Annotated in this window: 21 protein-coding genes, 2 rRNA genes and 1 other annotated feature; of the genes, 19 read left to right on the forward strand and 4 right to left on the reverse strand. The window is 38.6% G+C overall.

The annotated features are described in order from the left end of the window. Positions 1-13: 13 nt before the first annotated feature. Complete coding sequence (locus tag EL194_RS03640) at positions 14-895, reverse strand: excalibur calcium-binding domain-containing protein (RefSeq protein ID WP_126345116.1); 882 nt, start codon at positions 893-895, stop codon at positions 14-16. Between the two features lie 170 nt (positions 896-1,065). On the opposite strand from EL194_RS03640, the gene EL194_RS03645 reads away from it, so the two are divergent. The 4 genes from EL194_RS03645 (at position 1,066) to EL194_RS03655 (ending at position 5,711) form a co-directional block, all read left to right on the forward strand. Next, a complete protein-coding gene (locus EL194_RS03645) occupies positions 1,066-2,205 on the forward strand; it encodes an exonuclease SbcCD subunit D (RefSeq protein WP_003775362.1) in 1,140 nt (379 codons plus the stop codon). Next, entirely contained in the window at positions 2,202-5,267 is a 3,066-nt protein-coding gene (locus tag EL194_RS03650) for an AAA family ATPase (RefSeq protein ID WP_003775363.1), read from the forward strand. Before EL194_RS03645 ends, EL194_RS03650 begins: the two co-directional genes overlap by 4 nt. Before the next feature lie 85 nt (positions 5,268-5,352). Beyond that, entirely contained in the window at positions 5,353-5,460 is a 108-nt protein-coding gene (locus EL194_RS08555) for a putative metal homeostasis protein (RefSeq protein ID WP_016357263.1), read from the forward strand. A gap of 2 nt (positions 5,461-5,462) precedes the next feature. Continuing rightward, positions 5,463-5,711, forward strand: coding sequence for a type B 50S ribosomal protein L31 (locus tag EL194_RS03655; RefSeq protein WP_003775365.1), 249 nt, complete (start codon positions 5,463-5,465; stop codon positions 5,709-5,711). A gap of 44 nt (positions 5,712-5,755) precedes the next feature. Here EL194_RS03655 and mgtA read toward each other — a convergent pair whose 3' ends face one another. Then, entirely contained in the window at positions 5,756-8,344 is a 2,589-nt protein-coding gene (mgtA, locus tag EL194_RS03660; RefSeq protein ID WP_003775366.1) for a magnesium-translocating P-type ATPase, read from the reverse strand. Between the two features lie 263 nt (positions 8,345-8,607). Between mgtA and EL194_RS03665 the strand changes: the two genes are divergently transcribed. The 9 genes from EL194_RS03665 to EL194_RS03705 all read left to right on the forward strand — a co-directional run bounded on the left by EL194_RS03665 (position 8,608) and on the right by EL194_RS03705 (position 17,092). Next, entirely contained in the window at positions 8,608-9,345 is a 738-nt protein-coding gene (locus EL194_RS03665) for an HAD family hydrolase (protein ID WP_003775368.1), read from the forward strand. Continuing rightward, positions 9,345-10,472, forward strand: a complete 1,128-nt coding sequence (ald, locus tag EL194_RS03670; RefSeq protein WP_003775370.1) for an alanine dehydrogenase — start codon at positions 9,345-9,347, stop codon at positions 10,470-10,472. Before EL194_RS03665 ends, ald begins: the two co-directional genes overlap by 1 nt. A 29-nt stretch (positions 10,473-10,501) precedes the next feature. Beyond that, on the forward strand, positions 10,502-11,488 hold the full coding sequence (locus EL194_RS03675; RefSeq protein ID WP_003775372.1) for a zinc dependent phospholipase C family protein: 987 nt from the start codon (positions 10,502-10,504) through the stop codon (positions 11,486-11,488). Positions 11,489-11,516: 28 nt separating this feature from the next. After that, positions 11,517-12,059 carry a ribosome hibernation-promoting factor, HPF/YfiA family gene (gene hpf, locus EL194_RS03680; RefSeq protein WP_003775373.1) on the forward strand — a complete coding sequence of 181 codons (543 nt, stop codon included), beginning with the start codon at positions 11,517-11,519 and terminating at the stop codon, positions 12,057-12,059. Positions 12,060-12,111: 52 nt separating this feature from the next. Further along, on the forward strand, positions 12,112-12,516 hold the full coding sequence (locus EL194_RS03685) for a cell division protein SepF (RefSeq protein ID WP_003775374.1): 405 nt from the start codon (positions 12,112-12,114) through the stop codon (positions 12,514-12,516). Positions 12,517-12,525: 9 nt separating this feature from the next. Then, the gene (locus tag EL194_RS03690; RefSeq protein WP_013853095.1) at positions 12,526-13,008 is read left to right on the forward strand and encodes a DivIVA domain-containing protein; all 483 of its coding nucleotides are present in this window, start codon (positions 12,526-12,528) and stop codon (positions 13,006-13,008) included. Continuing rightward, positions 12,974-13,180, forward strand: a binding site (T-box leader). It overlaps the preceding gene by 35 nt. Before the next feature lie 34 nt (positions 13,181-13,214). After that, positions 13,215-15,935, forward strand: coding sequence for an isoleucine--tRNA ligase (ileS, locus tag EL194_RS03695; protein ID WP_003775375.1), 2,721 nt, complete (start codon positions 13,215-13,217; stop codon positions 15,933-15,935). Between the two features lie 2 nt (positions 15,936-15,937). Then, positions 15,938-16,645: a TrmH family RNA methyltransferase gene (locus EL194_RS03700; protein WP_003775376.1), complete on the forward strand. Its 708-nt coding sequence runs from the start codon at positions 15,938-15,940 to the stop codon at positions 16,643-16,645. 9 nt (positions 16,646-16,654) lie between these two features. After that, positions 16,655-17,092, forward strand: coding sequence for a GNAT family N-acetyltransferase (locus tag EL194_RS03705; protein WP_003775377.1), 438 nt, complete (start codon positions 16,655-16,657; stop codon positions 17,090-17,092). A gap of 108 nt (positions 17,093-17,200) precedes the next feature. On the opposite strand, the gene EL194_RS03710 is transcribed toward EL194_RS03705, so the two are convergent. After that, entirely contained in the window at positions 17,201-17,812 is a 612-nt protein-coding gene (locus EL194_RS03710) for a superoxide dismutase (protein WP_003775378.1), read from the reverse strand. A 57-nt stretch (positions 17,813-17,869) separates the two neighbouring features. Then, on the reverse strand, positions 17,870-19,339 hold the full coding sequence (locus EL194_RS03715; protein WP_003775379.1) for a carboxypeptidase M32: 1,470 nt from the start codon (positions 19,337-19,339) through the stop codon (positions 17,870-17,872). A 136-nt stretch (positions 19,340-19,475) separates the two neighbouring features. On the opposite strand from EL194_RS03715, the gene EL194_RS03720 reads away from it, so the two are divergent. From EL194_RS03720 to EL194_RS03745, 6 genes are all read left to right on the forward strand, one after another. Beyond that, complete coding sequence (locus EL194_RS03720; RefSeq protein WP_081580998.1) at positions 19,476-19,964, forward strand: phosphatidylglycerophosphatase A family protein; 489 nt, start codon at positions 19,476-19,478, stop codon at positions 19,962-19,964. Between the two features lie 39 nt (positions 19,965-20,003). Then, positions 20,004-20,693: a hypothetical protein gene (locus EL194_RS03725; RefSeq protein ID WP_003775381.1), complete on the forward strand. Its 690-nt coding sequence runs from the start codon at positions 20,004-20,006 to the stop codon at positions 20,691-20,693. An 83-nt stretch (positions 20,694-20,776) separates the two neighbouring features. Beyond that, positions 20,777-21,328 carry an energy-coupled thiamine transporter ThiT gene (locus EL194_RS03730; protein WP_003775382.1) on the forward strand — a complete coding sequence of 184 codons (552 nt, stop codon included), beginning with the start codon at positions 20,777-20,779 and terminating at the stop codon, positions 21,326-21,328. Positions 21,329-21,369: 41 nt separating this feature from the next. Further along, the gene (locus tag EL194_RS03735; RefSeq protein ID WP_034886762.1) at positions 21,370-21,903 is read left to right on the forward strand and encodes a DUF402 domain-containing protein; all 534 of its coding nucleotides are present in this window, start codon (positions 21,370-21,372) and stop codon (positions 21,901-21,903) included. A 171-nt stretch (positions 21,904-22,074) separates the two neighbouring features. Further along, a 16S ribosomal RNA gene (locus tag EL194_RS03740) occupies positions 22,075-23,613 on the forward strand. A gap of 308 nt (positions 23,614-23,921) precedes the next feature. Next, positions 23,922-26,819: ribosomal RNA gene (locus EL194_RS03745) — 23S ribosomal RNA — on the forward strand. The 16S and 23S rRNA genes sit together here, the layout of an rRNA operon. Positions 26,820-26,884 lie beyond the last annotated feature (65 nt).

Below are 26,884 nucleotides of genomic sequence, written 5' to 3' on the forward strand. Positions count from 1 at the left end.
TTTTTCGTATTCTTTAATTTCCTTTTGCTTCACAAGCCCATCCATCGCGGTCGCGGTCCAGTGGCAATCGATACGCCGCATGATCACTTCCTACACCACTTGGATATACTTTTCGAAGTTCGGTACAGTTCTTATAATACTCTGATTTTACTTCAGTTTTTGCAACTGCTTGATTTACTGATTCTACAGCAGGTGTTGCTTGTATCGTAGGGGTTACAGGAATGGGTTTCGTCCCTTTAACCCAAATTGCATCGGTTTTAGGTTGAATGGTTTTTTCGGAAATGACAGATTCTTTGTAGAGACTCTCATCACGGTACACCAATTGTTTACGAGTCTCATCAATACCAATTTTCCCGACTTGTTTTTGATAACTTTCAGATTCAAGTAAGGAATCATCTGTTTCTTCAATATTCTCAAACGGGGTTTCATTGAGTACGACTTTCTCTTCAGTATGCATCGCATACCATTTTGCTTCAACATGCGTATCCTTTTCCAATTTTAAATGGGTGATGATATTACCTTGATCATCATACCAACCCTTAAAACTTCCAGGTTCTACATCCTTAAAATCAGATTCACTGGGTAATGTGACCTCAGTATTTTTTGAGTTATTGTACTGAAACGGTTCTCGAAGTGCTTGTCCATTTGCTTCTAAGGTGAGGCTGTAAACGCGATTTGTATCTAGGGAATACGCTCCGACAGCACCAACGCCAAGGCTTAAAGCAACTGCAGCGGTTTTCTTAGGTGTAAACCAATTAGGTTTACGTTGAGGTTTTTGTTCTAACTGTTCATTGTTTTGTTCAATTGATTCATGGTTTCCACGAAACCACTTCTTTTTACTAACTTGCAATTCTTGTGATGAATCACTGATTGATTTCTTTCTTTTTCTTAACATAATACCCTCCCAATACTTTGATATTAGCATAATTAAATAAGAAAACAATCCTTCTTCTTAATATATTTTAATACAAGTTGAAGGGATTGTTTTAAAATGTCAATCGAAGTACAATCGTACTCTCGAAATTCAAAGATTGTGGTAAGATAAAGGGAGAAAAGAGTGATAGTGTGAAAATAGTTCATATAGCAGATTTACATATTGGTCGAAGACTGAATGACTTAAGTCTTCTTGAGGATCAACGGTATGTTTTAAACCAAATCATTGAAAGCTTAGATACCATCAAACCGCATGTTTTATTAATTGCGGGGGATGTCTATGACAAAGCAAATCCAAGTGCAGAAGCATTTGAAGTATGGAATGATTTTTTGACGCAGTTATCCCATCGGAATATCCAAGTTTTAATCATTTCGGGGAATCATGATTCTCAAGAACGTCTTGGTGTAGGTCGTGCACTTTTTGAAGAACACGATATTTATTTAGTGTCTCACTATACTGGTTCTATCCCGGTTGTGACACTGCAGGACGATTTAGGACCCGTTCATTTTCACATGATTCCTTATATAAAACCGTCCATGGTGCGAAATTACCATCCTGAGTTTACAGGAACAACGTTTCAAGAAGCGTTTGAGTTTATTTTCCAAGATTTAAAGATAAATCAAGAAGATCGTAATGTTGCGATTGCGCACCAATTTGTGATTGGTAATGGAACGACACCCATACTATCTGATTCAGAAATTGGACCCTCTGTAGGGGGCTTGGATGCGATTGATGCGTCATTGTTTCAAAAGTTTGATTATGTAGCGTTAGGGCATATTCATCGCCCTCAAGCGATTGGACGTGAAACGATTCGTTACGCCGGTTCACCATTAAAATATTCATTCTCTGAATGTATGCATACAAAACAATTGCCTATTATCGATCTTGATAGGGATGTTGCGATATCATTTGTGGAGCTTAAGCCTTTGCGAGATGTCCGAATTCTCAAAGGCCCATTACAACATCTTTATGAATTAGGTAAGGAAGATCGCACTGAAGATTATATTCATGCGATTTTGACCGATGATATTATTCAAGGGGATGCACTTCATAAATTACGAAGTGTTTATCAAAATCTTGTAAGTTTGGATTTTGATAATGCACGTACATCGTCAAAGTCATCCCTATCACGGGCTACTGAGATTTTAGATCAAAAGCCGTTTGATCTTTTTAATGCCTTTTTCACGACACTCAATGGTCGTGACTTTAATCAAGAGGAGTCTGATATTGTGAAAGCAGTGATTGATGAAATTCAGGAGGAAAGTTTATGAAACCGATTCTTCTTTCGATGCGTGCATTTGGTCCTTACTTTGAAGAAACGACCGTGGATTTTACTCAGTTTCATCAAGGACTCTTTTTAATAACTGGAGATACTGGGGCAGGGAAAACAACATTGTTTGATGCAATTTCGTTTGCACTTTATGATGTAGCCAGTGGTAGTCAACGTCAGCCAGAGTCACTTCGAAGTGACTTTGCTGATGCATCAGTGGAAACATATGTGGATTTAAGTTTTAGTCATCGAAATGAAATTTATCGAATTGTTCGCAAGCCCCGTTATGAGCGCTTAAAAGCACGGGGTGAAGGAACGACAGTACAAAACGCAACCGTACAACTGTATCTGCCCGATGGTCAAGAGCTGGATGATATTAAAACGGTGAATGCGAAAATTATTGAGATTGTTGGTTTGGATGCTCAACAATTTAAACAAGTCGTGATGATTGCGCAAGGCGAGTTTTTAGAACTTCTGAATGCATCGAGCAATAAGCGATCCGATATATTTCGAACGCTTTTTGACACACGTTTTTATCTCAAACTACAAGATAAACTGAAACAGAAGAATCTCGAACTTAAGCGCGAACTCGAACATACGAAACAAGAGGTTAAAAGTGTTCTAGCAGGACTGCCCAATCTCGTAGAAAGTATTGAATACACAGGATTTAATCTTGAGGAAGTCTATAGTGATTTAAAAGGAAAATACCAGGTGATGGTTGATCAACAGACAGCCTACCTTATTGAACAAAAAAATCTTAACCAGACGCGTGATGTAATCCTTGAATCCATAAAATCATGGGAAACATACCAACAAACACTTGCTCATCTTAAAGAAAAAGAACGTGAAGCAGAGGAATTATTGAGTCAAAAAGAACATTATGAAAAGCTTCGAATAAAGCTTGAAACACAAACCCTGATTTTTAATCAGTTAATGCCACTTCGTCATGGATTGGAAGCAAACAAACAAAAAATATTCGCAATCAAGCATCGATACCATGATATTCACGAAAAAAACAAAGAAGTCCAAAAACGATTTGTAGATATACAGCAACAATATTTAACTCGAAATGATCGGTTGAAACAGCTTGAACAGGTGAAGCGACAGGTGGAACAGTATCAAAAAATGTTACCGCAATACGAAATCTTAAAGTCTACAAAAGAATCCTACAACGCGGTAATAAAGCGTCTTGGCGAACTCCATCTAAGTGAAACGCATATTGTAAAGCAATTGGAAAATCAAGAAGAACTTAAAAATACGCTCGAATTGCTTCGAGATCGTTCTTATGAACTTGAAAAAGAGAAAATTGTCCAAGAACATCAATTAGAAACCTATTTGGGTCAACGTGAGCTCGTTTTAAAACGAATCGAATCATTTGATACAAAACGAGAATTGGAATTGCTCTTAGAGAACGAACAGGATGCATTTAAGATTGCTGAAAAAGAATACATTGAAGTTAATGAACTACTGATTCAACAGGAATTACGCTATTACAAGGAACAAGCAGGATTGTTAGCACAAAACCTTGAAGATGATAGTGCATGTCCAGTTTGTGGATCGTTGGATCATCCAAATCCCGCACGACTCATGAATTCAGTGCTAACATATGATCAAATACAAGAAATAAAACAAGAAGTGTTTAAGAAGCAAGAAGTTCAACAGAACCAAGCGCAAACTTGCCATGTGATTAATACGAAAATCACAAGTATTAATGAATTTATTAAAGAAGATGACGAGAATGCAACTCGAGCTGAACTTAATGAGATTTTAATTAAAATTCAAGATTTGAAATCATTGATCGAATTAAAACGTGTTGAGCACGAGACATTAAATTTGAAGATAAAAACAATGCGTGAACAGCAGCAAAATTTGGAGCAACTAAAGAAAAATCTTGTGGAACTTAAAGAATCGTTGAAACAAGAACATATGCGTCATGCCGCTTTGAAATCTGAAATCAAGATGATTCAATCAAATTTAGAGTTTGATAATATTGAAAGTTTGTTAGCGAAAATAGAGCCGCTTGATCATCAAATTAAAGAAATGGAAGCAAAAGAACAACAAAATTTAGAATTGTATCAATCAGTATCAACAGAGCTTGAACAACTCAAAACACAAGAAAGTGAAATTGCCAAACAACTCAAAACAGAAGAAAAAGAATATCAACTTAAACACCAACAGTTTCATGATCTTGGTGATAAATACAATCTTGATATCCAAGAGATTGAGTGGGAAAGCTTAAACGAAATGACATTGAAAAACGATGCCTTAATGTTGAGGAATTATGATGAGCGAATCATTCAAATTCGTTCGGAAATCAATCAATTAAAAACTCAACGAGAGAAAAAACCACCTCATACATTAGAATATCTGACCGAAGAGAAACATAAAATTGAAGGGTCAATCGTATCCCTCAATAAAACGATACAAGACGCTTCAACAAATATGACGACACTCGAATCAATATTAAGACGTTTCGATTCGATTCAAAAAAACAGTCTGACTCTGGAACGCCAAGGAGCGATTATGGATGGTCTTTCAAAAACAGCGAATGGAGATCTTAGTGGTAAACAAAAAATCGCATTAGAACATTATGTTCAATCAGCTTATTTTGATTATATTGTGGAAGAGGCTAATAAACGTTTTACACCAATGACTTCAAATCGATATGTTCTTTTACGACAAGAAAAAGCGGAAAGACTCAATACAAAATCAGGCTTGGATTTGGATGTTTACGATCAATATACTGGAAAGATTCGATCTGTGAAATCATTATCTGGAGGGGAATCATTTAAAGCGTCTTTATCCCTCGCATTAGGCTTATCCGATGTTGTGCAACGCTTCTCGGGATCAGTACGTGTCGATGCGCTCTTTATCGATGAAGGGTTTGGAACCTTGGATGAAGCCTCACTTCAACAGGCTATGAAGTCGTTAACAGATCTTGCAGGTACAGCAGAATATGTTGGAATCATATCTCATGTCCCAGAGTTGAAAACACTAATTGAACAACAAATTATTATTTCGAAGACAGAAAAAGGCAGTGCAATAAAGACACGTGTGCTTTAAGCCACATGTCTTTTTTTTGTTGACAAAATTTAAAGAGTAGGATAATATCTAAATGCGAAACGTTTGCAACAACAGGAGGAAACCAATGAAAAAGGATCAATCAACTGCATATCGAAATCTTAAATCACCCAATATAAAAACCAGAAAGCGGGCATTAAAAATTATTAAGCAATATCGAAAGAAGGGAAAATAAGTATGAAAAAAGGAATTCATCCAGAATATCGCAAAGTGGTTTTCATGGATATCAATACACAAGCGCAATTTATAATCGGTTCCACGATTAAAACTGATAAAACGATAACACTTGAAGATGGTACCGTGATGCCACTTGTGAATCTTGATATATCTTCGACATCACATCCGTTTTATACAGGGAAACAACGCGAGACACGTGTTGAGGGTCAAATTGCGAAATTTAATCGCAAGTTTAACGCAAAGCAGTAAAAAAAGCCCTTTATCTTTATACAAGATAAGGGGCTTTTATTTTTTTAGTCTAATGGCGTCCAAACAAATTTCTTAACAATTGCGGTGGTGATCAAGTATAGACCCACGATTCCAAGAACGTATGTCAGATGATTTAAACTTAAGATTTGAAGTTCAATTGACTGAGCAAGCGGTGTTAGAACGAAGATCAATGTGATAATGACAGCAAGTGTCGACACACCAACCAAGATTGAAGCAGGTTTGTTTTTGAATGAGAACGGCTTTTTAGCACGAATTACAAAGATTATGAGTGCTTGAGACAGGATTCCGAATGTAAACCAGAATGTTTGGAATAGAGTAGCTTGTTCGGCTGTATTCACACCAAGAACATACCACAATACAATAAAGCACATAATATCAAAGACCGAACTTAGTGGTCCAAACACTGACATAAAGTGTACCAATCGTTCTGACTCAAGCTTACGAGGCTTATCGAGATCTGAGTCATCACAGTTATCAAATGGTATTCCAGTTTGTGCAAGGTCACTGAGTAAGTTTTGAACTAGAATATGAACAGGTAATAGTGGTAAGAAAGGCAAGAACACACTTGCTACGATTACGGAAATCATATTACCAACATTACCACTTACAGCCATTTCGAGATACTTAATCATATTTACAATGGTCTTACGGCCTTCCATAATTCCTTTTTCTAAAACGGTTAAGTCTTTCTTAAGAAGAATAATGTCAGCACTTTCTTTAGCGATATCAACAGCGGTATCAACTGAGATACCAACATCAGCTTGTTTCAATGCAAGCGCATCGTTTATACCATCACCTAAGAAACCTACGGTATGATTATTCGCTTGGAATGCTTCTACAATACGTTGTTTTTGTACAGGGGATATTTTAGCAAAAAGGTGACATGATTCAACAACGGATTGAAGTTGTTCATCACTCATTTCTTCAATATCTTTACCCATATAAGTTACTTCGGTATCAATACCAACTTTACTACATACTTTTTTAGCAACACCCAAACTATCACCGGTAATAACCACAACATCAACACCATGACGGTTTAAACTTTCAATTGTTGGTTTAGCACTTTCTTTAGGTGGATCAAGGAAACCGATGAAACCGATAAGAACTAAATCTTTCTCATCTTCGACACCGAACTCGTGATCTGTTGGCAATTCATTTTTCTGAGCAACAGCAATCATACGTAAACCATCATTATTATGTTGCATATATACATCCATTGCTTCTTCACGCGTTTCATCGTCAAGTGGAAATACTTTTCCATCTCGGTCAATGTGTGAACATAATTTCATAATTTCTTCAACAGCACCTTTTGTAATGAGTTGTTTTTTGTCGTTACTATCTTCCAAAATAACACTCATACGACGACGCGCAAAGTCAAAAGGAATCTCATCAACAATTGTATAATAGTTTACAAGGTCATCCATATTGTAACTTGTTGCACGTTCAATAATTGCAAGATCAATCAAGTTTTTAAGTCCGCTTTGGAAATATGAGTTTAGATAAGCATGGCGTAATACGCGCATGTCGTCTTCGCCAGTTGTATCCATATAACGTTCTAAAATAATATCATCTTGCGTAATAGTACCGGTTTTATCGGTACATAAGACATCCATCTCACCAAATGATGAAATCGAACTTTGTGACTTCACAATCGTTTGGTGTTTAGACATGTTAATCGCACCACGTGCCAAGCCACTGCTTAGTACAACAGGTAACATTTCCGGGGTTAATCCAACTGCAACAGTAAGTGCAAAGACAAAGGATTCAATTGGATTAGCTTTAAACACCCAGTTAATAATGAAAATAGCGGGTAACATAATAAGCATTAATTTCATGAGTAAGCGACTTACTGTGGAAATACTGCTCTCAAAACTGTTTGGACGTTTTGAATTTTTTAATGAACGGTTCATTTGTCCCAAATAGGTATCACTACCGGTACGAATTACAACTGCTCGAGCAGTCCCAGAAACAACGTTTGTTCCCATTAAACATAAATTCGTATAATCGCTGTCTGCATCCATTTGAGACTCATCAAATTTTACGAACTTCTCGATAGGTTGAGATTCCCCAGTTAATGTTGCCTGTGAGATAAATAAGTCTTTTGCGGATATTACGCGCATATCTGCGGGAATGATATCCCCAGCAGAAAGTCGCACAACATCACCCAAGACGAGATCATCAATTGGAATTTCAATAAACTGACCATCACGGAGTGCTGCAGTTGTATTTGAAACCATATTTAAGAGTTTCTCGCTGGCCGCACTGGATCGTTCATCTTGAATAAATGAAATCAGCGTTGAAATTATAATAATAATCGCTAAAATCGAAATGGTTAAATAATCTTTTTCCTGTGTTAATAAAATATCTGTAATAAATGTAATTACAATAACTACCATCAATACCAAATTAAATGGATTAATTAAAACATTAACGAATCCAATAAGAGGGTTTTTTTTCTTTTGAGGTTTGATCTCATTGGGACCAAATTCTTCGAGCTTTTCCTCTGCTCGATTGGATGTATAACCCTCTGGAGATGCATCCAATTGTTCAAACAATTCTTCCTGATTAAGTTGAAGTGTTTGAATTAGCTCTTTTTTTATTTCTGACATAGTTATAAACTCCCTTCATACTGTCTTGTATGAACAAAATTTATCGATGACTTTCTTGAGGTGTACCCAAGGGGTCATCATCCAAAGATCGTTCACTAATACTATCGTTCATGCAACTCTGACCTTCCATTGGTATCCACCTCCTCGCTTTAAAACTATAACAAATTGAGGTTCATTAAGCAATAAAATGAACGATAGATTGAAACTTAATGATAAGAATATTTAACACTTATGATATAATTCAAAAAAGTGGGAGGTAACACATGAAAAATGTAAACTTGAGCAATGCACTCGGAATTGATACAGTACTCTTTGATTTGGACGGTACAATTCTACCGCTTGATGGGGATGACTTTGAACGAACATATTTAACATCAATTACGCAAAAGGTTGCACATATTATCGAACCGGAATTAATGGCTAAGGCCTTGTGGAAATCCAGTGCGGCAATGATTCAGAATCAGGATGAATTAAAAACAAATGAACAGGTTTTTTATGCTTGTTTTGAATCACTTGTTGGATCAAAAATTAAACATGAAATTGATACGATATTAGATGATTATTATGAAAATGAATATAACATCGTTGAGACCGTAACATCAATTTCACCACCGATGGTTGAAACGGTGCGTTACCTCAAAGAAAAAGGATATAAAGTGATCTTGGCTACAAATCCACTTTTTCCAAAACTTGCTACTGATAAACGCATTTGGTGGTCGGGTCTCGAATTGGATGATTTTGACGATATTACCCGATTTGAGAAAAACCATCATTGTAAACCAAACCCAATGTATTATGAAGAAATCATACGTGATAATATGTTGGATCCAAAAAAATGTTTAATGATTGGAAATGATGTGGAAGAAGATATGATGACATCTCAATTTGGGATGCAAACATGGCTGCTGACAGATAATTTAATTCATCGCGGAACAGATTATCAGTGCGACTGGAGTGGGTCACGTAGAGATTTGTTAGAGAAAATAAAGGAGTTGTTTTAATGCGTATAGGATCTGTAAAAGAACGAAAAGATTTTGAACAACGTGTTGGGATTATGCCTTCACATGTTATTGAATACATTAAAAATGGCCACGAAGTTTACGTAGAGGCTGGATTAGGTCTTGGAAGTGGTTTTACCGATAGAGAATATCAAAGCAATGGTGCGATTATTTGTGATGACGCAGCATCTGTTTGGAAACAATCGGAGATGATTATAAAAGTTAAAGAACCTATTGCTGAAGAGTATGAACTCATGCAAGCCAATCAAATTCTTTTTACGTACCTACACTTGGCGGATAATTTACCTCTAGCAAAAGCATTAATGGAACGTAATATTACTGCGGTTGCTTATGAGACGGTAACGGATGAGTTGGGACGTTTACCACTTTTAAAACCGATGTCTGAGGTTGCGGGACGTCTATCAATTCAAGAGGGTGCCAAGTATTTAGAAAAGACCTATGGTGGCAAGGGTATCTTGTTATCAGGGGTTCCAGGCGTTCGTGGTGGACATGTTGTGATTATTGGTGGGGGTGTTGTAGGAATGAGTGCTTGTAAAACAGCACTTGGAACAGGTGCAACAGTAAGTGTGATGGATCGTAATTTAGATCGTCTTGCATATATTGAAGATGTTTTTGGAACAGCAGTAAATACAATTTATAGTGATTCAAAAAACATCGAAGATGAGCTTCGCCGCGCGGATGTTGTGATTGGGAGTGTTTTACTACCAGGAGCACGTGCTCCGAAGTTGGTTACACGTGATCATTTAAAAATTATGGAACCGGGAACAGTCTTGGTTGATGTTGCCATTGATCAAGGGGGATGTTTTGAGTCGAGTCACCCAACAACACACAGTCATCCAGTGTTTGTTGAAGAAGGGATTGTTCATTATTGTGTAACCAATATGCCAGGTGCAGTACCAAAGACTTCTACCTATGCATTAGGAAATGCAACATTACCGTATGCTTTAAAAATTGCCAACAGTGGTATTCATAATGCTGTTATGCACGATTCCGGAATTAAAAACGGTTTAAATATTTTTCATGGGCAGGTCGTAAATGAAGCGGTTGCGGTTGCGCTTGAATTGGAATTTATTGAATATGAAAACTGTGTTAAAGTGGTGCAACTTTAGAGGTAATTTGTTAGAATGTAATAAAGGAGGTGGCCGTCATACCAAATGTTATTACACATGGGCTGATGGCACTCGATGTTTATAATGAACTTGACGTGTCGACAGTCCAAAAAGCGATAAAAAAACACCCGCGGGCATATCTTCTAGGGAGCAATGGTCCGGATATCTTGTTCTACTACAAAGTATTTCCGTGGCAAGATCAGGAACTTAATAAAATTGTCGCTGATTATGGTGGGATTGTGCACCGAACTCATGTTAATGATTTTTACAATCAGGCGGTGAGTTTTATAAAGGAAATGAAAGATGAACGTAGAAAAACAATACTGATTGCGTTTATTGCTGGACATTTTCAACATTGGTCTTTAGATTCCCTTGCACATCCATTTGTGTTTTATCGTGGTGGGGAAATAGCTGGAGCTACACGTTACTGGCATTTCCGGTACGAGTCAATGCTTGATTCATTAATGGTTACGTATGTAAAAGGGCGTGATATGGCATCGTTAAAACCAAAGCGTTTTGTTGATGTCGATGAAGAAGAGCGACGGGTTATTGCATCATTCTATCAAGCGATGCTCGTTCAAGTTTTTGGAATATATTTAGAACCTTTAGTGATTGAAGAAGCGATTTGCTCCTTTAAAAAGATTTTGAATTATTTATACGATCCGCACAATATTATGACTCCAGTGATTCAGAAACTGGAACGTAAAATGGCTTATCCGTGGGCGTTTTCAAGTCATATCGTTAATTCGAATATCGATGCGCGATACGACGTTCTTAATTTAAAGCGTGATACATGGTCAAACCCAACAAATATCGATGAAACATCGAACGAGACATTTATGGAACTCTATGAGTCGTCCATTGTGCTAGGAAATGAATGCATCGGGGCTTTAAACGATGCATTAGAACACAATGAACCTGTTAATTTCGACGCACTTCTTGGTGATCGCCGTTACGATACAGGGCGTCCACCCGGACGTGAGATGAAATACTATGATAGTATTTATCAAAAATAGAAAACAACAATAATAGGGAGGGTTTTATATGTTAGTTTATATTCATGGAAAAAATGTGGAAATCACAGATGCAATGCAAGAAAAAGTGGAAGAAAAATTAGAATTCTTACACAAGTATTTCGAGGTTGATGACTCATGGCGTGCAAATGTGGTTGTGAATGTTTATCCTCAAGGGTCAAAAGTTGAAGTTACAATTACTTCAAAAATTGGACCATTACGTGCCGAAGTTTTACACGAAGATTTCTATGCAGCACTTGATCGTGTTGTTGATAAATTAGAAGACCAAATTCGTCGTCATAAAACAAAAATTTCACGTAAAAACCGTGAGGGATTATCACAAGCATTTTTAAATATGATTGCAGAATCAGAGGCAAAAGAAGAATCTAAACTTGTTAAGACTAAATCTATTGTGGCTGAAAAAATGAATTTAAATGATGCGATTGTAGATATGGAAATGTTGGGTCATTCATTCTTTATTTACACAGATGATGAAACATCAGATGTTGCAGTTGTCTATAAACGTCTTGACGGCGATTATGGATTGCTTGAGGTTGATCGCGATAACGATTAATTTTAAACTATAAATATGATATGATATACTTATCAAAACGGAGGTTTGAACGATGAGCTTTAAAGATAAACTTAAAAATATTCTTACACCGGTTGAAGATGAATATCTTGAACTTACTGACGAGGAGGCTGAGAGCTTGAGCGAATATGAAACACCACGCGCATCATCAGAGGCGCCTAAATTACCATCAGATACAAAAATGGTTTTATTTGAACCAAGATCATTTGAAGAATCTGAAGAGGTTGCACGTTACTTAAAAGAGAAACGCGCAGCAGTTGTAAACTTACATCGATTACAACGTGATTATGCACAACGTACGATTGATTTCTTAACGGGAGTTGTGTTTGCACTTGATGGATCAATTCAAAAAATTGGCCACAATGTAATTCTTTGTACACCACGTACAATAGGAGTTCAAGGGGAAATTAGCATGAACCTTGAAGATTTAGATCAGTAGTAGTTGAGTATGTCTCATAAACCCAAATTTAGAGTTATGCGCCAAGGGTATGATCGTTTTGAAGTTGATCAAATGATAACCAATTTGGAACACGATAAAACAATATTAACGAAACAAATCGAACTTTATCAAAAACAAGTTGAGTCATTGCAAGAACAACGTGATATAATCAAAAAGCGATATCAACAATTGGTGAGCGAAAGTGGTGTTCGTGAGAAGGCTGCAGAAGAAATGTCGCGGCTGGCCTTACGAGAAGCAAATTCAATTATAGATACAGCCTATATGAATGCGGACATGATTGTTCGTGAGGCGATGTCAACATCGCGTCAAGTACTCGTTGAAATAGCTCGTATTTCAAATGAATCTAACGAACTCCGTGACGAGTTAAAAGAAAAATTAATGGAATTAGAGGTTGCAATTGACGATTTAACCTTGCCAGATGCACCCAATTCCAAACTTATTGGTGAAGATCAAGACAAATTAGGACGATAAATTGTTTCAGAGAGCTTGTGGATGGTGAAAACAAGTAACAATCCGTTTTAATATCACTTGTGAACCTTACTTTTGAAATCATAGTAGAAAGTACGTATTACGGCGTTAACGTATTGAGATTACAGATCGTATCTGTAAATTAAGGTGGTACCGCGTTGAAGACGCCCTTATTAGGGCGTCTTTTTTTATATGTTAGGAGCAAAAATATGAACTACAAAGATACACTATTATTACCAAAGACAGATTTTGAAATGAGAGGAAATCTTAATAAAAAAGAACCTGGAATTCAAGCTGATTGGGATGAAATGAACCTCTATGAAAGAATGCAAGAAGTGCGCGAAGGTGCACCACTTTTCACAGTGCATGATGGTCCTCCATATGCAAATGGAAATATCCATATTGGTCATGCTTTAAATGGTATTCAAAAAGATTTAATTGTCCGTACTAAATTTATGGCAGGTTATCAAACGCCGTTTAGACCAGGGTGGGATACACATGGTTTACCAATTGAAAATGCAATTCAAAAATTAGGTGTCAATCGTAAAGAAATGCCGACATACGAATTTAGAGCGCTTTGTGAGAAATATGCGCATGAACAAGTTGCAATTCAAATGGCTGATTTTAAATCGTTAGGTAAAATTGGGGATTATAAGAACCCTTATTTAACACTCAATAAAGATTTTGAAGCAACACAAATTCGTGTATTTGCGGAAATGGCGATGAAGGGCATGATCTATAAAGGATTAAAACCTGTTTATTGGTCACCATCAAGTGAATCTGCACTTGCTGAAGCGGAAATTGAATACCGCGAACGTCGTGATCCAGCAATCTTTGTTGCATTTGATGTTGTTGATGGTAAGGGTGTCTTAGATGCTGGTGATAAGATGGTTATTTGGACAACAACACCATGGACAATTCCTGCAAACCTTGCAATTTCAGTTAATGCAAATATGGAATACGTACTGGTTCAAACTGAAAAGGGCAACATGGTGTTCATGGAATCCCTTATGGAATCCGCACTTAAAGAATTAGAACTCGAACAAGGAGAAATTTTAAAACGCTTTAAAGGACGTGACATCGAAGGTGTTACAACACAACATCCACTTTATGATCGTTTATCACCCGTATTAAATGGTGATCACGTTACCGATGAAGCTGGAACAGGATGTGTTCATACTGCTCCTGACCATGGGGTTGATGACTTTAATGTTTGCGCACTTTATGGCATTAAGCCAATTAGTCCTGTTAATGAGCAAGGTGTTTTAACTGAAGTTACGGGTGAGTTTGCGGGGCTCTTCTTTGAAGAAGCAAATAAAGCTGTAACTATGAAACTTGAATCCTTGGGTGCTCTTTTAAAAATGGGGTGGATTAAACATAGCTATGCACATGACTGGAGAACTAAAAAGCCAATTATCTACCGCGCGACAACACAATGGTTTGCTTCGATTGATTCCGTACGTCAAAATGTATTGGATGAGATTGAAAAAGTAGAATGGACACCAAAATGGGGTCAAAAACGTATGCATAATATGATTGCAGACCGTGGTGACTGGTGTATTTCACGTCAACGAGTTTGGGGCGTTCCGATTCCAATTTTCTATGCTGAAGATGGATCTCCAATTATTGAACAAGATGTTTTCGATTATGTAGCTGATTTAGTAGAACAATTTGGTACCAATGTCTGGTTTGAACGTGAAGCAATAGAATTATTACCAGAAGGGTATACACATCCAAATTCACCCAATGGTACTTTTAAAAAAGAAACCGATATTATGGATGTATGGTTTGATTCAGGATCATCTCATACTGCAGCATTAAACCACTGTAAGACACCACTTCCTGTGGATGTATACGCAGAAGGTTCTGATCAATATCGTGGTTGGTTTAATTCATCATTAATCATTTCTGTTGCACTTTATGGTTTTGCACCGTATAAACAAGTTGTAAGTCATGGATTTATTATGCATGATGATGGCGAAAAAATGAGTAAGTCAAAAGGGAATGCTTTAAGTCCTCAAGCAATTACGGAAACTTTAGGAGCAGATATTTTACGTCTTTGGGTTGCAAGTGTTGATTATCACTCAGACATTAAAATGTCACAAGACCTACTCAAACAAGTATCTGAGTCATATCGTAAAATCCGTAATACATTTAGATTTATGCATGGAAATCTTGCGAACTTTGATATTGATGTTGATGGGATCGCAATTGAAGAGTTATCACTGCTTAACCGTTATGTTTTAAATGAAGTAATTCGTGTTAATAAAGAAGCTCAAGAAGCATACAAAGCATTTGATTATCAAAAAGTAACAACTTCTGTTGTTAGTTCTCTTACAAATATGATGTCATCATATTACTTAGACTATACAAAAGATATTCTTTACATCGAAAAAGAAGATAATCGTTCAAGACGTGAAATTCAAACAGTGATTTATCACGCGTTGATGATCTATTCCCGTATTATGGCGCCAATTCTTGTTCATACTACAGAAGAGTTGAACCGTGTATTCAGACCTGAAGACGAGAGTATCCATCTTCAAGAGTTTAGCAAATTGGTTAATCCAATCCTTTCAAGTGATGAAGTTACATCAATGGATTCACTCTTGAAATTACGTGAAGCTGTATTTAAGGCACTTGAAGAAAAACGTGCAGAAAAAGTAATTGGTAAGTCTTTAGAGGCGCATGTTCGTCTCCATCTTAATGAAGCAGATGAAACACGAGTACAAAGTATTCTAGGAAAACATGATGCACAATGGTTTATTGTATCCAAACTAGAACTTGTTCGTGATGCGTTGCCAGAAGTTATGGGCTATGAAGTTTCTGTTGAAAAAGTTGAAGGTCATACATGCCCCCGCTGTTGGAATATCGTTGATGTTGTTGGTGAAGATGAACTTTGCTTACGTTGTCACGATGTCGTTAAGGCTTAAATATGAAAATTACATCACTTCAAAATGATTTCGTGAAGCATTGTACTAAATTAAGTAAAAAAAAGTATCGAGACGAACACAATGAGGTTTTGATTGAAGGTGAACACTTAATTCAAGAAGCTAACACAGCTGGTATTGTAAAAAAAACAATAGGTTTAACGGAAAGCGATGATGTTCAGATTACTGAACATATAGCTCAAAAATTATCCAATACAATTTCTGGTTCGCACCAGTTTGCGATTATTTCAAAACCTCAACGTGAGTTAAAGGAAGCTGATCGCTATCTCATTTGTGATGGCGTTCAAGATCCTGGGAATCTGGGTACCATTATTCGTACAGCGCATAGTTTTGGATTTGATGCGGTTATTGTGTCTGAAACATGTGTAGATGAGTTCAATGACAAAGTCATTCGCTCCACACAAGGTTCAATATTTCACATTCCGGTCATTCGTATGCCTTTAGATGTTGCAATTGCTCAGATTAAAGCGTGGAACATTCCGGTTTATGCGAGTTATCTCGGTGAAAATACGCACAATTTACAAGATATTAAAACTTGTCCGATTGCGGTCGTGATGGGTTCTGAAGGTAGTGGTGTGTCGGATGCTGTAGTGGATTTGTGTGATGGAACTGTCAAAATTGAAACATCACAGTTTGAATCACTAAATGTCGCGATTGCATCGGCAATTATTTGTTACACACTTCGAAAATAGGGAGGCATTATGGAATTAAAAGCATTTACGGATTCGGATTTAACGTTGTACGCCGAACTTGCGACAAAGTTTTTAACAAGTCCTGCATGTTTGGGTGAACCAGATTACGAATTATTCAAGCGAAACTTTAGTCATATCATCAAAGAAAATGACTGTTTTGGGTGGTTTTTGGTTGAAGAAGGGAACGTATGTGGTTATCTGTTATGTTCGATTATGTTTTCAACTGAAGTTGGGGGATTACAATTATGGGTAGAAGAGTTGTCTGTTGACGATGCTTACCGTGGTAAGGGCCTCGGTACCGAAGCTCTTTCGATTTTAATGGATAAATTCCCCGATGTAATTCGATTCAGATTGGAAGTAACGCCAAGTAATCGTGGTGCAAAAAAACTTTATGAACGATTAGGATTCGAGTTCTTAGGATATGAACAAATGATCTTGGATCGATAAAAAAACCTGCGGGAAGCGAGATTATTTACAATCTTCGCATTCTTGCAGGTTTTTTTTCAAATAAAAGCACCGCTTTTTATAATAAAAGAGCGGTGCTTTTTAAAAAAATTATTTGTTTTCTGTATACAATTGATCGACTTTAGCCCAATTAATAATTTCAAAGAAGCCATTAATGTAATCAGGACGACGATTTTGATAGTTTAGGTAATATGCATGTTCCCAAACATCAAGACCTAAAATCGGAGTTAATCCCTCTGAAATTGGATTATCTTGATTTGCGGTAGATACAACTTTAAGTGATTTGTTTGAATCCATCACTAACCAAGCCCAACCGCTTCCAAAACGTGTTTTAGCAGCATTTGAGAAAGCTTCTTTAAATGCATCGAATGAGCCGAAATCATGATTGATTGCATTCATTAAGGCTTCACCAGGCTCTTGACCTTTGTTTGGGGATAGAAATTCCCAAAACATCGTATGGTTTAAATGACCACCACCATTGTTTTGAACTGCTGTGCGGATGTCTTCTGGGACATTCTTTAAGTTCTCAATAAGGTTTGTGAGTGATTCTTGTTCTAATTCTGGGTGTTTTTCAAGTGCTGTATTTAAATTAGTGATATATGTTTGATGATGCTTTGTGTAATGAATTTCCATTGTTTTGGCATCAATTTGTGGTTCTAATGCATTAAAGTCATATGAAAGTTCAGGTAATTTATAAGTCATCGTAAGTCCTCCTCTATTTATAGTTAAATTGTAACAAAGATGGAGGACTGGGTCTAACTAAATGCCTAGAAGTGTCGAATACTTTTCGATAAGATAATCAATGTAGTAGTTTGGATTAAATGACTCATTGGTAACTTTTTCAATCATTGTTTGTGTATCGTACATCCCACCGAATTGATGAATGTTCTCACGCAACCACTTAAATACAATATCCATTTGACCGTTTAAGAGAGCTTCATTAAGATTGATATCCTCTTCCATTTTTTTCATGAACTGAGCTGCATAAGCTGTACCCACCGCATATGTTGGGAAATATCCAAATGAAGCATCGCTCCAATGTACATCCTGGAGAATTCCATCGCTTGGGTTTTCCGGTGTAATTCCAAGTAATTGTGTCATTTGATCTGCGAAGAAATGATCAAGACCTTCCGCGCTATGATTGTTATTAAAAATTTCTTTCTCTGTATTATATCGAACCATAATATGTAGTGGATATGTAAGTTCATCTGCCTCTACACGAATATACCCTTTTTCTACGTAATTAATACCCTTAATAAATGCATCGAGATCAACATCTTTTAAAACATGAGGGATAATTGCTTGTAGTTTTGGATATAGCGGTGTCCAAAATGATTCACTTCTACCAATCATATTTTCCATTAATCGTGATTGAGACTCATGTAGACTCATGCTCATGCTATCAGCAATTGGATAACCTTCGAAGTCAATACTTACTTGGTGGTTGTACATTGAATGTCCAATTTCGTGAATGATTGAGAAAATATTAGAAGTGAAGTCATTTTCGTAATAATGTGTCGTGATACGTGAATCATTAATTGAGAATGTGCTACTGAATGGGTGGGCCGCATGTCCCATGTATCCAAATGATGCATCATAACCCATATGTCCCTTAATTAAATCTGAGATTAAATCCTGCTCGTGTTCTGTAACTGGTGCGCTTAGAAATGCTGGTTTAGGTCCTTGTGCTTCAATCACCTTATCAATAAATGGAACAAGTTTTTGTTCAAGGGTGGTGAAAAAACCTTCAACATGAGATTCGCGTAATCCTTCTTCGTAATCATCAAGACATGATTCATAAATACTTAAATCTGAATTGCGATGCTTGATTGCGTTTATTTGACCCGAAATCAAGGCGTCAAGATTCTTTTTGAAAAGATCATAATCACCTTTTTCGCGTGCGTCTTCCCAAGATTGTTGGGAGTCGTATTTTAATTTGTCAAATGCAATATATTCATCAGACGGAATATTTTTAATTTTATTAAGTTGTCGAAGTTGTGTTTTAGCACTTTCTGCGATAATGGGATTTTCGTTATTTTGACTTTCTTCCAATATTTGGTATGTTTTTGGATCAGTCAGTAGTGCAAAATATTCACCCGAAAGAATAGACAGTGCTTTATTTCGGAAAGCTGCTCCATTTCGTGGTGCGATTGTTAGTGCGTCAAAACTCATTGTTGTAATTGCAAGATTCAAGCTATTTAATTTATCCAGTAAATCTTCGTATGTCATATATTGACCTCCTAATTATTCCTTATATTGTAACGCAAGCAGTCGCAAAATGAAATAAATAACAGACCTTGCATCCATTTCTGTTTTTTTATGATGAAAGTCATGTATAATAAATCTATATATGGGAGGGTTCATTATGTATGATAAATGTGTGGCATTGTTAAAGAGTCGTGGAGTAGAAATATCCGATATTATAGAGTGTGTTGTTTTTCTTCAAAAAGACTATGTTGAAGATATCGATTCGATTGATATAAAACCAATCGTTAACAGTGTATTGAATAAGCGTGAAGTCCAACATGCGTTGATTACCGGAATTAACATTGACATCTCTGTTGAAAATAATAATTTTGGTGGTAATTTTATCGAAGATATTATTCATCGAGATGAAGGACTCTATGGAATTGATGAGGTTCTTGCTTACGGGATTTGTAACCTCTATGGTTCAATTGCGCTCACAAATTATGGCTATATTGACAAAGTTAAGCCAGGCATAATCGGAACTTTGAACGAACATAACAATGGAACTTGCAATACATTCCTCGATGATATTGTTGGAGCAATTGCAGCTTCTGCAGCAAGTAAACTCGCTCACAGTCAACATCAAGAAAGAAACATTAATAAATAACAATTATTTGTATTAAATAGGGAAGTGGAGGTGTTATCTATGTATTCTTCAAAAGACGTGGCTCTAACAGTGGAGAAACTCTTAAAGCGTTTAGAAGTGGAAAAAGATGGTTTGGTGCTCGTACATGAAAGCGATGGATTTGATCCGTTCTATTCTAAAATTATACTGGATGGGATCCAAAGTCATATGAAAGATGGAACTGTTTGCGTTTTTGGAGATTGTGAGTTTAATTCGGATGTACTTGTTAAGGACATGGTTCCGTATATTTCAAATCAAGAACGTCTTGTGTTATCCAGCGGAAAAATGATGCAACTTATGACTCTTCAACAAGAATGCATTTATGTGACACACCCAAGTTTAATGATTGCAACAGCGGGTAAATTTAGTAGATACTTTGGAAGGCCTACGGAAATGGATTTCCCTTATGGGGCACATTCCGTATTTACTGATTTTTATGATTTGAGTGCTACGCTTATTTTGGTGGGTGATGTGTTGGAGTTGTTCGAAGCGAAGTTTGCTTATGCAACGCTTGATCACCATGTAATAAGAAAGACGGCCTGTTTAAAAGATAAATCGGTAATGACCTATCTAGATATTGTGCCAAATTATACGCGGATTCATGATTTAGTATTTAATTCCAAACTGCTTCTTTATGAGCAATTAGATGGACAATATATATACGGCGTTAAATATCGTGATTTTATTGATTATTTAAAAGAGGTGCTTTAAACCTCTTTTTATTTTTTATACAATAGATATAATTAGAGGAGATCGTTACTCACGTAAGGTTTATATGTATTGAGGTGATAAAAATGAAAACAAAAAAAATACTAACAATTTCAACATATGTGTTACTTTTTGGAGTTTTGGAATGCATCACAGTCACTTTTGACATTTTGAGGTTGCCACAAGGTGGTTCCGTATCTTCGAGTATTTTGGTCTTAATTGTGGCAAGTTATCATTTAGGGTTGAAGAATTCAATATGTGTCGTAAGCCTGTCATTTCTTGTGAAGTGCATGATTCAGCCACCGATTGCAATTCACTGGTTTCAATTTTTCTTGGATTATATTTTTGCTTATTCGGTTTATGCAATCGTAGGATTGATTCCTAATCTAAAAGTATATGATTTATCCCTGCCAATAGGAGTTGTTGTATCGAATCTATTAAGGTTCATCTTGCATACATTATCTGGCTTGCTATTCTATGCGGGATTTTATCGTGGTAATGTTTTGTTAGGTGTTGTTTCATATAATGCAACATACATGATTCCCACTACAATTATATCTTTTGCTCTGATTTTAGCACTCATGCCTAAATTAGAACCTTTATTAATGCTTAGAACTGGAATTAAGAATAGAAATTAGACATTTATTGTGTATAATGTTAAAGGATGGGAAGTGTTGTTATGTTACCAAAAGTTGGAGAAGTAATATATATACAAAGTTATAAACATGATGGATCGCTTCATCGGACTTGGTCTAGTGGGACAGTCCTCGATGTTGATGATGAGAAAATCGTTTTAATAACATATAAAACTTGGGTCGTTGAATCAGATGGTAGACGATGGTTCACACGTGAACCGGCAATTTGTTTTTACTACTTAAATCGTTGGTACAATGTTATCTCGATGATACGTAATAAGGGAGTCTATTATTATTGTAATCTCGCTTCGCCGAGTGTATTCGATGAAGAAGGTCTTAAAAACATAGATTATGATCTTGATGTTAAAGTGTTTCCAGATGGGAAGTATATTGTTCTTGATGAAGATGAATTTGATGATCATCAAATTTCGATGAATTATTCGAAAGAAATTATCGATATAGTCGTCGAAGAGAAAGATCGATTAGTAGAACAAGTTAAGAGTAAAAGTTATCCATTTATCGAAGAAGAAATTTACAGATATTTCGATAAATATTTAACGGTAAAAGAATTTAAATAAAAAGCCCGAAAACATTTGACAAAACTCTATATGTGGGATATTATATACAAGCGCTAAGGGAAACCGAGTGCAGAAAATGGTCTTTGAAAACTAAACAGGAAACGTCAATTTCAAAAAGAAATACGGATAAATTAATAAACAAAACTCGTCAGAGTTAAAAAGAGAAAGAATCAAATGGAGAGTTTGATCCTGGCTCAGGATGAACGCTGGCGGCGTGCCTAATACATGCAAGTCGAACGAAGTGAAGAGGAGCTTGCTCCTTGGAACTTAGTGGCGAACGGGTGAGTAATACATAAGCAACCTGCCTCGATGCCTGGGATAACAGAGGGAAACTTCTGCTAATACCGGATACGTTAATCTAAGACATCTTAGATTAATTAAAGATGGGATACATCACAACGAGATGGGCTTATGGCGCATTAGTTAGTTGGTAAGGTAACGGCTTACCAAGACGATGATGCGTAGCCGACCTGAGAGGGTGACCGGCCACACTGGGACTGAGACACGGCCCAGACTCCTACGGGAGGCAGCAGTAGGGAATTTTCGGCAATGGGGGAAACCCTGACCGAGCAACGCCGCGTGAGTGAAGACGGCCTTCGGGTTGTAAAGCTCTGTTGTAAGGGAAGAACGATAGGAAGAGGGAATGCTTCTTATATGACGGTACCTTACCAGAAAGCCACGGCTAACTACGTGCCAGCAGCCGCGGTAATACGTAGGTGGCAAGCGTTATCCGGAATTATTGGGCGTAAAGGGAGCGCAGGCGGTTTATCAAGTTTATGGTTAAAGTTCGGGGCTTAACCCCGTGATGCCATAGAAACTGGTAGACTAGAGTGCAGGAGAGGTTAGTGGAATTCCATGTGTAGCGGTAAAATGCGTAGATATATGGAGGAACACCAGTGGCGAAGGCGGCTAACTGGCCTGTAACTGACGCTGAGGCTCGAAAGCGTGGGGAGCAAATAGGATTAGATACCCTAGTAGTCCACGCCGTAAACGATGGATACTAAGTGTTGGAGAAATTCAGTGCTGTAGTTAACGCAATAAGTATCCCGCCTGGGGAGTATGCGCGCAAGCGTAAAACTCAAAGGAATTGACGGGGGCCCGCACAAGCGGTGGAGTATGTGGTTTAATTCGAAGCAACGCGAAGAACCTTACCAGGTCTTGACATACCGCGCAAAAGCACAGAGATGTGTAATAGTTATGGCGGATACAGGTGGTGCATGGTTGTCGTCAGCTCGTGTCGTGAGATGTTGGGTTAAGTCCCGCAACGAGCGCAACCCTTGTCTTTAGTTACCAGCATTAAGTTGGGGACTCTAAAGAGACTGCCGGTGATAAACCGGAGGAAGGTGGGGATGACGTCAAATCATCATGCCCCTTATGATCTGGGCTACACACGTACTACAATGGCGTATACAGAGGGCAGCGAAGCAGCGATGCGGAGCGAATCTCAGAAAGTACGTCTCAGTTCGGATTGGAGTCTGCAACTCGACTCCATGAAGTCGGAATCGCTAGTAATCGCGGATCAGAATGCCGCGGTGAATACGTTCTCGGGCCTTGTACACACCGCCCGTCAAACCATGAGAGTTGGTAATACCCGAAGCCGGTGGCCTAACCTAGTTTACTAGGAGGGAGCCGTCGAAGGTAGGATCGATGATTGGGGTTAAGTCGTAACAAGGTATCCCTACCGGAAGGTGGGGATGGATCACCTCCTTTCTAAGGAGTAATTAGAAAGACGTGAAGTTGACACCTAAAGTTTCCTGTTTAGTTTTGAGAGTCCGTTGGAATCTCAAGAAAAATGATCTTTGAAAACTGAATAACAGAAAAGAAAAAGAGATAGACAAAGAAATAAATGTTATCAACATGATCTTTTCGAATAGTTGTATAAAACTAGATTTACATCAAGTTAAACAAAAACAGTAACTTAAGCAATTAAGTAAGCAATCAAAGCAAACACACAGCTTATCAAGCGATAAGCGTTAAAAAAAACCTGATTTTAAGAATTAGGGCGCGAAATTACATGTGATTAAATATGTAAGGGCGTACGGTGGATGCCTAGGCACTAAGAGCTGATGAAGGACGCGACTAACAGCGAAATGCCTCGGGGAGTGGTACGTACACAACGATCCGGGGGTATCCGAATGGGGAAACCCAATACTGGTTATGCAGTATTACACATAAATGAATACATAGTTTATGATGAGGCAACCTTGCGAACTGAAACATCTTAGTAGCAAGAGGAAAAGAAAACAAAAGTGATTCCCTGAGTAGTGGCGAGCGAAACGGGAAAAGCCCAAACCATCTTCGTGATGGGGTAGTAGGACCACAACGTGGGATATCGAAGCTAGTCGAATGGCATTGAAAGGCCAGTCAAAGAAGGTGCAAACCCTGTAGACGAAAGCGTAAGATACTCTAGTGGTATCCTGAGTACGGCGAGGCACGAGAAACCTTGTCGGAATCAACCGGGACCACCCGGTAAGGCTAAATACTCCTTAGTGACCGATAGTGAACCAGTACCGTGAGGGAAAGGTGAAAAGAACCGCGGAAGCGGAGTGAAATAGATCCTGAAACCGTATGCTTACAAGAAGTCAGAGCCCGTTAATGGGTGATGGCGTGCCTTTTGTAGAATGAACCGGCGAGTTACTCATAATGTGCGAGGTTAAGTTGAAGAGACGGAGCCGAAGCGAAAGCGAGTCTTAATAGGGCGATATAGTACATTGTGGTAGACCCGAAACTGAGTGATCTAGCCATGACCAGGTTGAAGTTTGGGTGAAACCAAATGGAGGACCGAACCGACCATCGTTGAAAAGCTGGCGGATGAGTTGTGGCTAGCGGAGAAATTCCAATCGAACTCAGATATAGCTGGTTCTCCCCGAAATAGCTTTAGGGCTAGCGTCAATGTAAGGCCACTGGAGGTAGAGCACTGAATGTATGATGGCCCCATCTCGGGGTACTGAATATAATCAAACTCCGAATGCCAGTGGATAGTAGTTGGCAGTCAGACTATGGGTGATAAGGTCCGTAGTCGAAAGGGAAACAGCCCAGACCATCAGTTAAGGTCCCAAAATTCATGCTAAGTGGAAAAGGATGTGGGGATGCACAGACAACTAGGAGGTTGGCTCAGAAGCAGCCATCCTTTAAAGAGTGCGTAACAGCTCACTAGTCGAGTGACCCTGCGCCGAAAATGTACCGGGGCTAAGTATGATACCGAAACTATGGATTTATTGTTTCAATAAATGGTAGGGGAGCGTTCTATACTGCGTTGAAGCTGTACCGTAAGGAGCAGTGGAGTGTATAGAAGTGAGAATGCCGGTGTGAGTAGCGAGATGTCAGTGAGAATCTGACACACCGATTGCCTAAGGTTTCCAGGGGAAGGCTCGTCCTCCCTGGGTAAGTCGGGACCTAAGATGAGGCTGAAAAGCGTAGTCGATGGACAACAGGTTGATATTCCTGTACCCGATACATAAGTGAAGGAATGACAGAGAAGGCTAGGTTATGCCAGCGACTGGAAGTGCTGGTTTAAGCGAAGGAGCTGTATGGTAGGCAAATCCGCCATGCAAAGCAAAGGCGTTACGAGGAGTGAACCCGTGAGGAAGTAGCGAAGTAACTGATGCCAGCTCTCAAGAAAAGTTTCTAGCGTTAATTATGTATTGGCCCGTACCAAAACCGACACAGGTAGGCAAGGAGAGAATCCTAAGGTGAGCGAGAGAACTGTTGCCAAGGAACTCGGCAAAATGACCCCGTAACTTCGGGAGAAGGGGTGCTCGTAAGAGCCGCAGTGAAGAGGCCCAAGCGACTGTTTAACTAAAACACAGCTCTCTGCAAAGTCGCAAGACGAAGTATAGGGGGTGACACCTGCCCGGTGCTGGAAGGTTAAGGGAATATGTTAGAATTCGTTCGAAGCATTGAACTGAAGCCCCAGTGAACGGCGGCCGTAACTATAACGGTCCTAAGGTAGCGAAATTCCTTGTCGGGTAAGTTCCGACCCGCACGAAAGGTGTAACGATTTGGGCGCTGTCTCGGCAGCAGACTCGGTGAAATCTTAGTACCGGTAAAGATGCCGGTTACCCGCAACTAGACGGAAAGACCCCATGGAGCTTTACTGTAGCTTGATATTGAACTTTGAGCCTACATGTACAGGATAGGTGGGAGACTATGAAGCATGTACGCTAGTATATGTGGAGTCGCCATTGGGATACCACTCTTGTATGTTTGAAGTTCTAACCGCGTACCGTGATCCGGTACCGGGAGAGTGTCAGGTGGGCAGTTTGACTGGGGCGGTCGCCTCCTAAAGAGTAACGGAGGCGCCCAAAGGTACCCTCAGATTGGTTGGAAATCAATCGACGAGCGTAAAGGCAGAAGGGTGCTTGACTGCGAGACCTACAAGTCGAGCAGGGACGAAAGTCGGGCTTAGTGATCCGGCGGTTCCGAGTGGAAGGGCCGTCGCTTAACGGATAAAAGCTACCCTGGGGATAACAGGCTAATCTCGCCCAAGAGTTCACATCGACGGCGAGGTTTGGCACCTCGATGTCGGCTCATCGCATCCTGGAGCTGAATTAGGTTCCAAGGGTTGGGCTGTCCGCCCATTAAAGCGGTACGCGAGCTGGGTTCAGAACGTCGTGAGACAGTTCGGTCCCTATCTGTTGTGGGCGTAGGAAATTTGAGGAGCGCTGTCCCTAGTACGAGAGGACCGGGATGGACATACCGCTGGTGTACCAGTTGTTCTGCCAAGGGCATCGCTGGGTAGCTAAGTATGGACTGGATAAGCGCTGAAAGCATCTAAGCACGAAGCCAACTCCAAGATGAGATTTCCCATACGTAAGTAGTAAGACCCCTGAGAGACGATCAGGTTGATAGGTCAGAGGTGGAAGCATAGTGATATGTGGAGCTGACTGATACTAATAGGTCGAGGTTTTAATCACAAAAGATACAACGATTCGAAAAAGATCAAATTTCTGTTATTCAGTTTTGAGAGTTCATCTCTCTA

Origin of the sequence: Erysipelothrix rhusiopathiae (assembly GCF_900637845.1) — a bacterium.
GTDB lineage: Bacteria > Bacillota_I > Bacilli_A > Erysipelotrichales > Erysipelotrichaceae > Erysipelothrix > Erysipelothrix rhusiopathiae.